Here is a 13,653-nt window from a genome sequence, read left to right as displayed (position 1 = left end):
GCTTGCACCCGTTCGGGGTGCGGAGGAGGATCTTTTGTGCTTGTAGTCTCATCAGTCTCAGCTGCCACTACAGGCGCTGACCCGGCACCGGACGGCCCGGACAAGCACCGGAATGCGGAGTGAGGAGTCCTGACGATGCGGCGACCGAACTGGGTACCGGAGGGCACGGACCTGGACAAGCCGAACGCCGCCCGGGTCTACGACTACTACCTCGGGGGATCGCACAACTTCGAGGTGGACCGCGAGATGGCCCGCAAGGCCATCGAGCTCTGGCCCGAGCTGCCCCAGATCATGCGCTCCAACCGGGCCTTCCTGCGCCGCGCGGTGCAGCACGTCGCCGAGGCGGGCATCACCCGCTTCCTGGACATCGGCTCCGGCATCCCCACCTTCGGCGCGGTGCACGAGATCGCCCGGGCGGTCCGTCCCGAGTCCGAGGTGGTCTACGTCGACCGCGACCCGGTCGCCGTCGCCCACAGCCGGCTGCTGCTCGCCGACGACCCGCAGTCGGCGGTGGTCCAGGCCGACCTGCGGGACGTGGACGACCTGCTGGAGCGGCCCGAGGTCCGGGCGCTGCTGGCCCCCGGCGAGCCGGTCGCGGTGCTGCTGGTCGCCGTGCTGCACTTCGTCACCGACGCCGAGGACCCGTGGAAGCTGGTCGCGGTGCTGCGCGACGCCCTCCCGCCGGGCAGCGCGCTGGTCCTCTCGCACGCCTCCCTGGAGGGCCGCCCCGACCAGGCGGAGAACCACCAGAAGCTGTACCGGATGACGCCGACGCCGCTCACCATGCGCACCCACGAGCAGATCGGCACGATGTTCGAAGGCTTCGAGCTGATCGACCCGGGCGTGGTGTACCTGCCGCAGTGGCGCCCCGAGACCCCGGAGGCGGTCGGCGAGCACCCCGAGCGGATGACCGGCGTGGCGGGCGTGGGGTTCAAGCGGTGAATGCCGGGCCGGTGGCGGGTGGCCCGGCACCTGGTGGCGGGGCGACCGGCAGCGCCGAGCGGTTCCACGAGGAGTAGGCCCGGCTGCTCTCCGCCGACCACGGCATCGCGGTCCACCCCGGCCTCCTCGGCCGGCTGGTGGCCCGTACCGCCGGGCTGCTCCACCGCGCCCAGCAGGACCACCCGTTCGAGGCCGGCCTGGCCGCCCAGGCCGGCGCCGAACTGGTGGACGCCCACTTCACCGACCCCACCGTGCTCGCCCGCGCCGTCGAGCTGCTCCAGGAGCACCCCGTCCCGGACGCGCGCGGCCCCGCCCTGTGCGGCGCCTTCGCGGCCGGCTGGGCGGCGGCGCTGCGCGAGCGCACGCTGCGCGAGCAGGAGGCCATCCGCACCGCCGCCGACGCCGCCCGCAGGGAGGCCGAACGGGCGCTGCGGGCCTCCGAGGCCCGCTTCCGCGCGCTGTTCGAGAGCGCGGCCATCGGCATCGGCATCGGCGACACCGACGGCAACATCCTGGCCGTCAACCGTGCGCTGGGGGAGATCTTCGGCGCCGGCCCCGACGACATGCAGGGCCGCCGGGTCGGCGACCTCGTCCACCCCGAGGACACCCCCGGGGTCTGGGAGGCGTACGAGGACCTGATCAGCGGCAAGCGCGAGTACTTCCAGTTCGACAAGCCGTACTACCGGCAGGACGGCGAGGTGGTCTGGACCCACCTGACGGTCTCGCTGATCCGCGACGACGAGGGGAATCCGCAGTACCAGGTCGCGATGCTGGAGGACGTCACCGACCGCTACCGCCTCCAGGAGCGGCTGCGCCACCAGGCCACCCACGACCCGCTGACCGGGCTGCCCAACCGGGCCGCGTTCTTCGAACGGCTGGAGAAGCTCTTCGAGGAGCCGGACCCGGGCGCCCGGTTCGGCCTCTGCTACGTCGACCTCGACGGCTTCAAGGTGGTCAACGACAGCCTCGGCCACGACACCGGGGACCAGCTGCTGTCCGCCGTCGCGGCCCGGCTGAAGGCCGCCCTCACCCCGCTCGGCCACCTGGTGGCCCGGCTCGGCGGCGACGAGTTCGTGGTGCTGCTGGAGAACAGCCGCGGCGAGCAGGAGGCGGTGGCCGCCGCCAAGACCGTGCTCAAGGCGCTCGCCGGGCCGGTCCTGATCGGCGATCACAAGCTGGCCGTCGGCGCCAGCGTGGGCGTGCTGGAGCGGCGGATCTCCACCACCACCCCCGGCGCCGCCGTCCGGGCCGCCGACCTGACGCTCTACCGGGCCAAGGAGGCCGGCCGCGGCCGCTGGACGCTCTTCGACCCCAAGGAGAACGCCCGCGCGGTCAGCCGCTACGCGGTCTCGGTGCGGATGCCGGCCGCGCTCGACCGGGGCGAGTTCTTCATCGACTACCAGCCGCTGTACGCGCTGGCGGACGGCCGGCTGGCCGCCGTCGAGGCGCTGGTGCGCTGGCGCCACCCGCAGCTCGGGGTGCTCGGCCCGGACGAGTTCGTGGCCACCGCCGAGGAGACCGGGCTGATCATGCCGCTCGGCCGCTGGGTGCTGGAGCAGGCGTGCCGTCAGGCCGCCGACTGGGTCGACCGGTTCGGCGCCGACGCGCCGCAGCTCAACGTCAACCTGGCGGTCCGTCAGGCCCGCAGCGCCGCCCTGGTCACCGACCTCGACCGGATCCTCGACGGCACCGGCCTGGCCCCGGACAAGCTGCAGCTGGAGATCACCGAGTCCACCGTGGTCGGCCCCGAGGACGAGGCGCTGCGCACCCTGCACGGGCTGGTCGGCCTCGGCGTCTCGCTCGCCGTGGACGACTTCGGCACCGGCTGGTCCAACCTCGCCTACCTGCGCGACCTCCCGGTCTCCGGACTGAAGATCGCCGGCTCCTTCGTGGGCGACCTGCACGATCCGGCCAAGGACGAGACCACCGGCTGGCGGATCGTCAGCGGACTGGTGTCGATGGCGCACGCGCTCGGGCTGACCGTCACCGCCGAGGGCGTGGAGACCCGGCGGGACGCCGACCGGCTGCGCTCGATCGGCTGCGACTGGGCGCAGGGCTGGCACTTCGGCCGTCCGGTGCGGCCCGGCGAGATCGCCCGCCGGATCGCCGAGGAGCCCGGGGGGCGCCCGGTCGGCGACTGAGCGCCCGCCCGTGCGCGTACGGGCCGGGCGGGCGCCCCGGCATGCCCGCGCGCAGGAGTGTCGGAGGGCGGCCGGGGCCGGCTGAGGGCCGGTCACCCCCCGGGCCCGTCCGGTCACCCCGCGGATCGACCGGAAAAATCCGGACAAACCCCCTTGACGTGGCCTGCGGAACCTGCGCACGATGAGGCCCTGGCACACACACCGCCCCACACAGCGGTGAGAGCACATCGGCCAGTTCTGCAAGACCGGCGCCTCCGGGCGCCCGGGAGCCGGCGGCGCGTACCGCGCCAGGCCGCTCCCCACCGTTCAGGCAGCCCGTTCCGGGCTTCCCTTTCCGGGGCCACGCCCTGCGCCTCGCTCGCGCACCGGGCCCGCCCCGTCACAGCTGGGGGCCGCGTCGTACCGCAGACGCCCCGACGCACCGCGCCACGACGCCGCCCGCCGCCTCCCGCCGAGAGGCCGTCCCCCATGAGCACCACCATGCCCCCCGACGCCCGTCCGTCCCAGGACCCCGACGGCCCGCCGCCCCGACGCCGGGCCACCGACCAGCGGCCGATGCGCCGCGCGGGGGACCGAACCGCCACCACGCGCAGCGTCAGCCTGGTGATCCCGGCGCACAACGAGGCCCGCAACATCCCCTGGGTGTTCGAGCAGATCCCGCGCTGCGTCGACGAGGTCATCCTGGTCGACGGATCCTCCAGCGACGCCACCGTGCCGATGGCCAGGCACTGCCTGCCGACCGTGCGCAGCGTGCAGCAGAGCGGCCCCGGCAAGGGCAACGCCCTGCGCACCGGCTTCGCCGCCGCGACCGGCGAGTACGTCGTGATGATGGACGCCGACGGCTCGATGTGGCCCGGTGAGATCCCGCACTACCTGCACTTCCTCGACAACGGCTTCGACTTCGTCAAGGGGTCCCGGTGCATCGCGGGAGGCGGCTCGCTCGACCTCACCCACATCCGCTCGTTCGGCAACCGCTTCCTGCTGGCGGTGGTCAACCGCCTGTACCGGGCGAGCCTCACCGATCTGTGCTACGGCTACTGCGCCTTCCGCCGCTCCTTCCTGGACGCGCTCGACCTGCGCTCCTCCGGCTTCGAGATCGAGGCCGAGATGATCGCGCACGCGCTGCGCTCGGGGCTGCGGATCGCCGAGGTGCCGAGCCTGGAACTTCCCCGCCGCAGCGGCCGCTCCCACCTCCACGCCGTCTCCGACGGCCGCCGGGTGCTGAGGACCCTGATCACCGAGCGTCCCGGCGCCCGGGCCTCGGCGACCGCCTCCGCGGGGGAGCGATGATGAATGGCTCCGACCGGCGCACCGCAGCTGCCTGCCCGCGCCTTGCCGCCCGCGACTCGCTCTACACCCCCGTCCGGGTCGTCGAACTGGACCTGGACGAGCCGAGCGGGCTGCGCCTGCCCGGTGGTCTCGGTGCCGCCGACCCGGACGGCCGCGTGTTGGCGTTGGTGCGACTGCACGGACACCCGCTCGGTCTGGTCAAGGCCACCGGCACAGCAGGCGACCCCGCCACGCTGCGCCGCGCGCTGGTCGACGCCGCTCACCGGGAACTCCGCGTTCCCGCCCTGTCCACCGCGACACCCGCGGCGCGTCCTGGTCGGGTCGGCCGCGCCCGGGTGCCCGCGGGCCCACCCACGGTCACCGTGATCGTCTGCACCCGCGACCGCGAGTCGATGCTGCCCGACTGCCTCGACGCGCTGGCCCGGATCGACTACCCCGGCCTGGAGATCGTCCTGGTCGACAACGCCCCCACCGGCGACGCCACCGAACGCCTGGTCCGCTCCCGCTACCCGGGCCGGATCCGCTACGTCCGGGAGCCGCTGCCGGGCCTGTCCCGGGCCCGCAACCGCGGTCTGGCGGCCGCCCGCGGCGAGATCTGCGCCTTCACCGACGACGACGCCCTCGCCGACGCCCACTGGGTGCACGGCCTGGTCGAGGCCTTCCGCTCCGACCGGCGGATCGCCTGCGTGACCGGGCTGGTGCTGCCCGCCGAACTGGACACCGAGGCCCAGCTGGTCATCGAGGAGTACAGCGGGCCGGGCCGCGGCTTCGCCGCCCGCAGCTGGTCGCTGCCCGCACCCCCCGACGACCCGCTGGTGCAGTTCTCCGTCGGCCGCTTCGGGATGGGCGCCAACATGGCCTTCCGCACCGAGGTGCTGCGCGCGATCGGCGGTTTCGACCCGGCCACCGGCACCGGCACCCCCGCCCGCGGCGGCGAGGACCTGCTGGCCTTCCTCCAGGTGCTCACCGCCGGCCACACCGTGGCCTACCAGCCCGACGCCCTGGTCTGGCACCGCCACCGCCGCACCATGGCCGCGCTCGCCCACCAGGTCAACGGCTTCGGCGTCGGCTTCGGCGCGTACCTGGCCGCGGCCGTCACCCACCACCCGGGCCTGCTCGCCGACCTGCTGCGCCGGCTGCCGTACGGCATGTGGCGCTGGCACCTCAGCCACCGCTCCGGCCCCGCCGGCGCACGGATGGACGGCGAGACCCTGCGACGGCTGCGGAAGCTGGAACGCAAGGGCTTCCTGTACGGCCCGTTCTGCTACCTGTTCACCGTCTGGCAACAGCGCCGCGACCGCAGGAGAGGCTGACCGCCATGACCGCCCCGACCGCCGTTCCCGCGCCCGCCGACCAGGCCGGGCCGACCGCCGCGGCGCCGCTCCTGCCGGCCGCCCCCGTCGAGGTGGCCGAGCTCGACCTCACCCGGCCCACCGAACTGCGCCGCCCCGGGCGCCGCGAGACCTTCGTGCCCACCGGCCGGGTGCTCGCGCTGGTCCGCCGCCAGGGCCGTCCGCTCGGCCTGCTCACCGGCGACGCCGTCCCCGGCGACCCGGCCGCGCTGCCCGCCCGCCTGGCCGCCGCCGCCCGCCGGGACCTCGACGGGCCCTCCGTCGCCCCGGCCCCGCGCTTCCCCGCCGACCCTCCGCTGGTCACCGTCGTGGTCTGCACCCACGACCGGACCGACCTGCTGCCCCGCGCCCTGGACTGCGTGCTCACCGGCCGCTACCCGCGCGTCGAGGTGATCGTGGTCGACAACGCGCCCTCCAACCAGGCCACCGAACTGCTGGTCCGCCTGCGCTACGGGCACCGCGTGCGCTACCTGCGCGAGCCCGTCCCGGGCCTGGCCCGGGCCCGCAACCGTGGGCTCGCCGTGGCCCGCGGCGAGATCTGCGCCTTCGCCGACGACGACCTCATCCTCGACGCCGACTGGCTGCCCGCCCTGGTCGAGGGCTTCCGCTCGGACCCCCGGGCCGGCTGCGTCACCGGGCTGGTGCTGCCCGCCGAACTGGACACCGAGGCGCAGGTCGCCCTGGAACGCTACTGCGGCTACGCCAAGGGCTTCACCCCCCGCCGCTGGTCGCTCGCCGAACCCTCCGACGACCCGCTGTTCCCGTTCGCCACCGGCCGGCTGGGCACCGGCTGCAACATGGCCTTCCGCACCGACGTGCTGCGCGCGATCGGCGGCTTCGACCCGGCCACCAGCACCGGCACCCCCGCCCGCGGCGGCGAGGACCTGCTGTCCTTCCTCCAGGTGCTCACCCTCGGCCGCAGCGTGGTCTACCGGCCCGACGCGCTGGTCTGGCACCCCCACCGCCGTGGCATGGAGGCGCTCACCGCCCAGGTCTTCGGCTTCGGCGTCGGCTTCGGCGCCTACCTGGCCGCCGCGGTCACCCACCGCCCGCGCCTGCTGGCCGACCTGCTCCCGATGCTGCCCCGCGGCGTCTGGCAGACCCTGCACCGCGGCGCCCGCCCCGACTCCCCCCGGGACCCGCTCCTCACCCACCTGCGGCGCCGCGAACTGCTCGGCCTGCTCTACGGCCCGCTCTGCTACGTCCGCAGCGTCCGGCTGCAACGCCGGGCCTCGACCCCGCCGAGGCCGTGATGTCCCCCCTCGAACTCGCCCGCACCCGGCTCCGGACGGCCGCCCCCCGGCCCTGCTCCTGCCCGGTCGCCCTGCCCTGCGAGTGCTCCTACCCCGCCCTGCTGCGGGCCCGGCTGCGGGCCGCGGCCGCCGCCGCCCACGCCGACCCGCTGCTGCGCAACGGCCACCTGCTGGCCGCCAGCGCGATCCTCTCGGCCGGCCTCGGTTCGGTGTTCTGGGTGCTCGCCACCCGCCACTACAGCGTGGAGACCGTCGGCCGCAGCTACGCCGCCCTCGCGGCCGCGACCTTCCTGGCCACCCTCGGCAGCCTCAACCTCGGCGACGCCCTGGTCCGCTTCGTGCCCGCCGCCGGCCGCCACACCCGGCGGCTGGTGGTGCGCTGCTACGTGATCAGCGCCGGCGTCAGCGCACTGTGCGCGGTCGCCTTCCTGCTGCTCGTCCCGCTGGTCGCGCCCGACCTACGCTTCCTGCGCGGTCCGGTGCTCGCGGTCGCCTTCATCGCCGCCACCGCCGGTTACGCGGTCTTCGTCCTCCAGGACGGCGCGCTCACCGGCACCCGCCGGGCCGGCTGGGTGCTCGGCGAGAACGCCGTGTTCGCGGTCGCCAAGGCCGTCCTGCTGGCCACCAGCGCCGCCCTCGCCGTCGGCACCGGCATCCTGGTCTCCTGGGCCGCCGCGATGCTGCTCTCCATCCTGCTCGCCAACGTGGTGCTGTTCCGCCGCGCGGTGCCGGACCACGAGGCGGCCGGCGACCCCGACGCCAGGCCCCCCGAGCGGGTGCTGCGCTGGGCCTCCGCCGACTACCTGGGCAACCTCTTCAGCTTCGCCAGCTACAGCGTGGTCCCGCTGATGGTGCTGCGCCAGCTCGGCCCCGAGGGCAGCGCCTACTACTCGCTGGCCTTCGTCATCGCCTCCACCCTCTTCGTCGCCACCTACAGCATGGGCCACTCGCTGGTCGTCGAGGGCGCCCGCGACCCCCACCGGCTCGCCGAGCACGCCCGCCACATGCTGCGCCACACCGGGATCCTGCTCACCGGCGCCGCCCTGGTCGTGGTGGCCGCCGCGCCGTGGATCCTCGGCGTCTTCGGCCCGGGGTACGCCGAGCACGGCACCACGGTGCTGCGTCTGCTGGCGATGTGCGCCATCCCGGTCGCCGTGACCAACGTGGTCATCCAGGTGGCCCGGGTCAGGCGCTCGCTGCGCTGGATGGTCGGGGTCAGGATGGCCTCCGCCGTCATGATCACCGGACTGGTCGCCGTCCTGCTGCCCCGCTACGGCCTCACCGGCGTCGGCCTCGCCTGGCTGATCGCCGAGTACGCCGTCGCCGCCCCGCTGCTGTTCGTCCTGCGCCGCTGGCTGCGCACCGCCGAGCGCGCCGAGCCGGCGCCCGCACCGGCGCCCGAACCGGAGGAAGGGAGCGAACCGGCATGAGCACCGACCAGGCCGCGCCCCGGCTGACCGTCGCGATCTGCGCCTACACCACCCGCCGCTGGGACGACCTGCGCGCCGCCGTCGCCTCCGTCCACGCCCAGGCCCGTCCGCCCGGGGAACTGCTGCTGGTCATCGACCACTGCCCCGAACTGCTGGCCCTGGCCCGCGAGGAGCTGACCGGTGTCCGCACCGTCGCCAGCACCCGCCCGCGCGGCCTCTCCGGCGCCCGCAACACCGCGCTCGCCACCGCCACCGGCGACCTGATCGCCTTCCTCGACGACGACGCGGTCGCCGACCCCGACTGGACCGCCCGCCTCCTCGCCGGCTACCGCACCCCCGAGGTGCTCGGCGTCGGCGGCCTGGTCCGCCCCTGGTGGCGCGAACGCCGCCCCGACTGGTTCCCGCCCGAGTTCGACTGGGTGATCGGCTGCTCCTACCGAGGACTGCCCGAACACGCCACCGCCGTACGGAACTTCATCGGCGCCAACATGTCCTTCCGGCGGGCCCCGGTGCTCGCCGCCGGCGGCTTCCGCGGCGACCTCGGCCGGGTCGGCACCCGCCCGCTCGGCTGCGAGGAGACGGAGCTGTGCATCCGCCTCGCCGCCCGCGACCCGCGCGCCGAACTGCGCTACGAACCCACCGCCGCCGTCCGCCACCGGGTGCCCCGCGAACGCGCCACCGCCCGCTACTTCGCCGCCCGCTGCTACGCCGAGGGCCGCTCCAAGGCCGCCGTGGTCCGCCACGACGGTGCCGCCGCCGGCCTCGCCAGCGAACGCGGCTACCTGCGCCGCACCCTCCCGGCCGCCCTGCTGCGCTGCCTGCGCCGCCGTCAGCCGGCCACCGCCGCCGCGATCTGCGCCGGCGTCACCCTCACCGTCACCGGCTACCTCACCGGGCGTGCCGGACAGTTGATCAGGGGCCGGCCATGACGGCCGTACCGGTCTTCCTCTACCACGCGGTCTCCGACGACCCGCCGTCCTGGCTCGCGCCGTACACCGTCACCCCGGCGGTCTTCCGCGAACAGCTGGAGCGGATCAAGGACAGCGGCCTGCGGGTGGTCCCGCTGCGCCGGCTGGTCGCCGCCCTCCACGGCGGGGCGCCGCTGCCCCCCGAGGCCGCCGTGGTGACCTTCGACGACGGCTACGCGGACTTCTACTGGACGGCCGCCCCCCTCCTCGCCGACCTCGGAATGCCGGCCACCCTCTACCTGACCGTCGGCGCCATCCACCCGCCCGGCGGGAGCGGCACCGGCAGCCTGCTCCCGCCGGCCCCGATGCTCAACTGGCGCCAGGTCGGCAACCTCGACGCGCTCGGCGTCGAGATCGGCGGCCACTCCCAGACCCACGTCGCGCTGGACACCGTCCACGGCCGGCGGCTCACCGAGGAGATCACCGGGCCCAAGCGGGCCCTGGAGGACGTCCTCGGCCACGAGGTCAGCGCCTTCTCCTACCCGCACGGCTACTCCAGCCCCGAGGTGCGCCGCAAGGTGCGCGACGCCGGCTGGACCTCCGCCACCGCCGTCGGGAACGCCTTCAGCTCACCGGCGGACGACCCGATGCGGATCTCCCGGCTGATGGTCCGGTACGACACGCCCCCGCAGGTGTTCGACGGATGGACCAAGGGACACGGCGCCCCGGTGGCGCCCTTCCCCGAGAGCGCCGCCACCCGCGCCTGGCGCACCTACCGCCGCCTTCGCGCGGCCATCGGCAGCCCCATCGGCGGGCCGCCGAGGTACCGCGGTCAGGAGGGATCACCGTGACCGATGCCCTGGAACGCGAAGGCGTCCGACCCGACCCACGGACACCGGCTACCGAAGGCGCCATCGAGCGCACACCCGCCCGCCGCCTCCCGAACGGCCTCCCGTCGAACGGCCACCTGCCGGACCGCCGTCCGCCGGGAAGCCGCCGGCCGGACCGCCGACCGCCGTCCGAGCGGGCCCGCGAACTGCGGGCCGCCGTGGCCGCGGCCGGATGGTCCGGCCGCGTGGTCGGGGGCGCCCTGCCGGCCGCACTCGTGCTCTGGGTGGTGGCCCTGAGCCGGGTGCGGCTCTCCCGGATGGGCGACCTCGGCCTGCTCCAGGCCCTGCCCCCGCTCTACTTCGCCGCGCTGGTCCTGCTCACCCTGGGCTTCGTCACCGCGCTGCGCGCCCCGACGATCCGCCACCGGTGGCCCGCCGCCTACGTGCTGGCGCTGATCCTGATGGTCCACGCGACGCCCAGCCTGCTCTACCCGACCCTGCGCTACGCCTGGGCCTGGAAGCACGTCGCGATCGTCGACGCCATGCTGCGCCACGGAGGGACGGTCCCGGGCGCGGCCAAGCTGGACGTCTACAACCAGTGGCCCGGCTTCTTCGAACTCCACGCGGTGATCCTGCGCGCCACCGGACTCGACTCCGTGCTGGGCTACGCCTCCTGGTACCCGGTGATCACCAATCTGCTGCTGCTCGGCCCGCTGCTGCTGCTCTACCGGAGCATCACCACCGACCGGCGACTGATCTGGGGCGGGGTCTGGCTCTACTTCTCCACCGCCTGGGTCGGCCAGGACTACTTCTCCCCCCAGGCCTTCGCCTACCTGCTGTACGTCACCGTGATCGCCCTGGTCATGCGCCAGCTGGCCGTACGGCGCGCGCCCGGGACGGCCGGACGGCCCGAGCGGGGCGGCCGGAGGCGGTCGACCGGTGCCCAGGCGCTGTCGACGGTCCGCGAGGTGCCGCCGCGCGGCGGCTGGCGGGCGGCGCCGTTCGCCCTGCTGCTGGTGCTGATCGCCGCGATCGTCTCCTCGCACCAGCTGACCCCGATCATGCTGGCCATGAGCCTGCTCCTGCTGTCCCTGGCGCGCCGCAACCGCCGGACCGTGCTGCCGGTGCTCGCCGCGGTGGTCGGGATGACCGTGCTCTGGGACGCCACCGTCGCCCGGCGGTTCGTGTCGGCGAACCTGAACACCCTGGTCGGCGCCCTCAACTCGCCGGACCACAACGCGGTCTCCGGCTTCGCCAAGCTGGGCGAGGCCGCCCCCGGCCAGATCCTGGCCTCGTGGGCCGACCGCGGCCTGACCGCGGCCGTCTTCCTGCTCGCCTTCGCCGCCGCGGTCCGCCACCGCTGGGTGCGCCGGGCGGGCCTGCTGCCGCTGCTGCTGTCCCCGATCGTGTTGCTGCTGGCCAACGCCTACGAGGGGGAGATGCTCTTCCGGGCCTACCTGTTCGCCCTCCCGGCCGCCGCCCTGCTCGCCGCGACCTTGCTCTGGGGCGACCGGGCGAAGGCCCGCCCCGCCGGAGCGGCGCCCGGAGACAGCGCCGGTGCGGCGTCCGGCGGCACCGCCCGCCGGGCGGTCGGCCCGGTACGGACGGCCGTGTGCGCCGTGATCCTGCTCGGCCTCCTCGCCGGAACGCTCTTCGGCTACTTCAGCAAGGAGGCGGTGAACTACTTCACCCCGGGGGAGGCCGCGGCGGTCCGGTACGTCACGGGCTCCACACCGGCCGGGTCCCGGGTCATCTCGCTCACCGCGAACGAACCGGGCGGCGAGATGCGCTACGACGACCACGACCGGCTCGTCCTCGGCGACTCCTCCGCCGACGACCTGAAGCGCCTGGCGGCCGACCCCGCCGAGGGCCTGCGGGCCACGCTGGAGCACCCCAACCCGTACGGCCCCGTCTATCTGATCCTCACCAGGGCCCAGCTCGCCGAGTGCGAGCTGACCGGACTGCTGCCGGTCTCCGCGGTACGGGGCCTGGTGGCCGCGGCCGCCGCCGAACGCGACCTGCGGCTGGTCTTCTCCAACGAGGACGCCGTCGTCTACCAGTACGTCCAGCCCGACGGCGGGGACACCGTACCCGCCCGGTCCGGAGGGAGCACGCCATGACCGTCCGACCGTGGACCCTGCCGCGCGCGCTGCCGGCGGCGGCGGGCTGGATCGCCCTCGCGGCCCTGCTGCTCCCCGCCGGGAACCCGCTGCGGGTCGTCCTGGTGGCCGCCTTCCTCCTGGCCGGCCCGGGCACGGCCGCCGTGGAATGGGCCCGGCCGGGACCGTCCTGGCTGTGCCGGGGGCCGGGCCGCTGGACGGCCGTGTCGCTGACCGTGGCGCTGAGCCTGGCGATGGCCACGCTCACGGTGGAGGCCCTGTTCCTCACCCACAACTTCACCACCGTCCGGGCCGTCCTGGCGCTCACCGTGCTCACCACCGTCCTGACGCTGCTCCCGCGCCGGGTCCCGGCCGTCCCCGGGACCGGCCCCAGGCGCCCGAAGCCGTTCGGGCGCGCGCGGTCCGAGCGCCGTTCCTCCGGGAGTCGTACGGCCGGGGGCGGCCCGTCCGAGGGCCGTACGGCCGAGCGCCGACCGGCACGGTGGCGGCTCCTCGCGGTGGCCGGCGTGCTGCTCCTGGCCTCCGCCTGCGGTGCGGCCAGCGGCGTCAGCGCCGGCGCCCGGTTCCAGCCCCGGACCGACTCGGTCGCGGGCCCGTCCGCGGACCCCACCGACGTCCTGGCGCCGACGGGGGCGGAGCAGCCGCCGGCGACCGGCCCGTGGCACCTGGCCTTCCGTGACGACTTCAACGGTCCGGGCCTGGACCGTTCCACCTGGGTGACCTGCTACGACTGGAACGTCCGCGGCTGCACCAACTCCGGCAACCACGAGGACCAGTGGTACCTCCCCGGGCAGGTCTCGGTCGCCGACGGCGTGCTCACGCTCACCGCGGAGCGCACGCCCACCCGGGGCAGCGACGGGAAGACCTACCCCTGGACCTCCGGGATGGTCTCCACCGGCCGCGAACAGTGGGACGGCACCCCGAAGAAGACCTTCACGTACGGCTACTTCGCCGCCGCGATCCGGACCACCGACAAGTCGCTCGGCATGTTCCCGGCCTTCTGGCTGCTCCCCGCCCCCACCAGGGGCGGACTGCCGGAGCTGGACGTGGCGGAGTTCATCAACACCGAGCGCTACGTCGACCTCAACCTGCACGCCGAGGCCGCCGACGGCACGAACATCGACGCCCACTACGCCCACGGCCCGGCGGACTTCGCCGCCGACTACCACGTCTTCGGGCTCGACTGGGAGCCGGACGCCGTCACCTGGTACGTCGACGGCGTCCGGGTCTTCCAGGTGACCGACCCCGCCGCCATCCCGCACACGCCGATGGAGCTGATCCTCAATCTCGCCGTCGGCTACCAGCAGTCACCCCCCGCCACCGTCGACGAGGCGCAGGTGAAGGTCGACTGGGTGGCGGTCTGGCAGCACTGACCCGGCCCGGGGGC

At 74.9% G+C, this 13,653-nt stretch carries 10 protein-coding genes; all 10 read left to right on the top strand.

Going from position 1 to position 13,653, the window contains the following annotated elements; all coding sequences use genetic code 11:
• Positions 1 to 135 precede the first annotated feature (135 nt).
• The 10 genes from ACWEQL_RS14130 to ACWEQL_RS14085 all read left to right on the top strand — a co-directional run bounded on the left by ACWEQL_RS14130 (position 136) and on the right by ACWEQL_RS14085 (position 13,639).
• Positions 136 to 942 carry an SAM-dependent methyltransferase gene (locus ACWEQL_RS14130; protein ID WP_452150502.1) on the top strand — a complete coding sequence of 269 codons (807 nt, stop codon included), beginning with the start codon at positions 136 to 138 and terminating at the stop codon, positions 940 to 942.
• Positions 943 to 1,079: 137 nt separating this feature from the next.
• Positions 1,080 to 3,083 (top strand): putative bifunctional diguanylate cyclase/phosphodiesterase, encoded by a 2,004-nt coding sequence (locus ACWEQL_RS14125; protein ID WP_452150501.1) that lies wholly within the window; start codon positions 1,080 to 1,082, stop codon positions 3,081 to 3,083.
• 468 nt (positions 3,084 to 3,551) lie between these two features.
• Positions 3,552 to 4,373 carry a glycosyltransferase family 2 protein gene (locus ACWEQL_RS14120; protein WP_452150500.1) on the top strand — a complete coding sequence of 274 codons (822 nt, stop codon included), beginning with the start codon at positions 3,552 to 3,554 and terminating at the stop codon, positions 4,371 to 4,373.
• Positions 4,370 to 5,686 (top strand): glycosyltransferase, encoded by a 1,317-nt coding sequence (locus tag ACWEQL_RS14115; protein ID WP_452150499.1) that lies wholly within the window; start codon positions 4,370 to 4,372, stop codon positions 5,684 to 5,686. The genes ACWEQL_RS14120 and ACWEQL_RS14115 overlap by 4 nt, the downstream gene beginning before the upstream one ends.
• 5 nt (positions 5,687 to 5,691) lie before the next feature.
• On the top strand, positions 5,692 to 6,978 hold the full coding sequence (locus ACWEQL_RS14110; RefSeq protein WP_452150498.1) for a glycosyltransferase: 1,287 nt from the start codon (positions 5,692 to 5,694) through the stop codon (positions 6,976 to 6,978).
• On the top strand, positions 6,978 to 8,408 hold the full coding sequence (locus ACWEQL_RS14105) for a lipopolysaccharide biosynthesis protein (RefSeq protein WP_452150497.1): 1,431 nt from the start codon (positions 6,978 to 6,980) through the stop codon (positions 8,406 to 8,408). The genes ACWEQL_RS14110 and ACWEQL_RS14105 overlap by 1 nt, the downstream gene beginning before the upstream one ends.
• A complete protein-coding gene (locus tag ACWEQL_RS14100; protein ID WP_452150496.1) occupies positions 8,405 to 9,337 on the top strand; it encodes a glycosyltransferase family 2 protein in 933 nt (310 codons plus the stop codon). The genes ACWEQL_RS14105 and ACWEQL_RS14100 overlap by 4 nt, the downstream gene beginning before the upstream one ends.
• Positions 9,334 to 10,167: a polysaccharide deacetylase family protein gene (locus tag ACWEQL_RS14095; RefSeq protein WP_452150495.1), complete on the top strand. Its 834-nt coding sequence runs from the start codon at positions 9,334 to 9,336 to the stop codon at positions 10,165 to 10,167. Before ACWEQL_RS14100 ends, ACWEQL_RS14095 begins: the two co-directional genes overlap by 4 nt.
• Positions 10,164 to 12,266, top strand: coding sequence for a glycosyltransferase (locus tag ACWEQL_RS14090; RefSeq protein WP_452150494.1), 2,103 nt, complete (start codon positions 10,164 to 10,166; stop codon positions 12,264 to 12,266). The genes ACWEQL_RS14095 and ACWEQL_RS14090 overlap by 4 nt, the downstream gene beginning before the upstream one ends.
• Positions 12,263 to 13,639, top strand: coding sequence for a glycoside hydrolase family 16 protein (locus ACWEQL_RS14085; RefSeq protein WP_452150493.1), 1,377 nt, complete (start codon positions 12,263 to 12,265; stop codon positions 13,637 to 13,639). Before ACWEQL_RS14090 ends, ACWEQL_RS14085 begins: the two co-directional genes overlap by 4 nt.
• Positions 13,640 to 13,653: the final 14 nt, after the last annotated feature.

The organism is Kitasatospora sp. NPDC004240, from assembly GCF_053603215.1.
This window is presented reverse-complemented; position numbering and strand designations above follow the sequence as displayed.

Bases quoted from the DNA above. Each gene is read 5' to 3' on its own strand.
- ACWEQL_RS14130 (WP_452150502.1), top strand. From the start codon at position 136: ATGCGGCGACCGAACTGGGTACCGGAGGGCACGGACCTGGACAAGCCG.
- ACWEQL_RS14120 (WP_452150500.1), top strand. From the start codon at position 3,552: ATGAGCACCACCATGCCCCCCGACGCCCGTCCGTCCCAGGACCCCGAC.
- ACWEQL_RS14115 (WP_452150499.1), top strand. From the start codon at position 4,370: ATGATGAATGGCTCCGACCGGCGCACCGCAGCTGCCTGCCCGCGCCTT.
- ACWEQL_RS14110 (WP_452150498.1), top strand. From the start codon at position 5,692: ATGACCGCCCCGACCGCCGTTCCCGCGCCCGCCGACCAGGCCGGGCCG.
- ACWEQL_RS14105 (WP_452150497.1), top strand. From the start codon at position 6,978: ATGTCCCCCCTCGAACTCGCCCGCACCCGGCTCCGGACGGCCGCCCCC.
- ACWEQL_RS14100 (WP_452150496.1), top strand. From the start codon at position 8,405: ATGAGCACCGACCAGGCCGCGCCCCGGCTGACCGTCGCGATCTGCGCC.
- ACWEQL_RS14095 (WP_452150495.1), top strand. From the start codon at position 9,334: ATGACGGCCGTACCGGTCTTCCTCTACCACGCGGTCTCCGACGACCCG.
- ACWEQL_RS14085 (WP_452150493.1), top strand. From the start codon at position 12,263: ATGACCGTCCGACCGTGGACCCTGCCGCGCGCGCTGCCGGCGGCGGCG.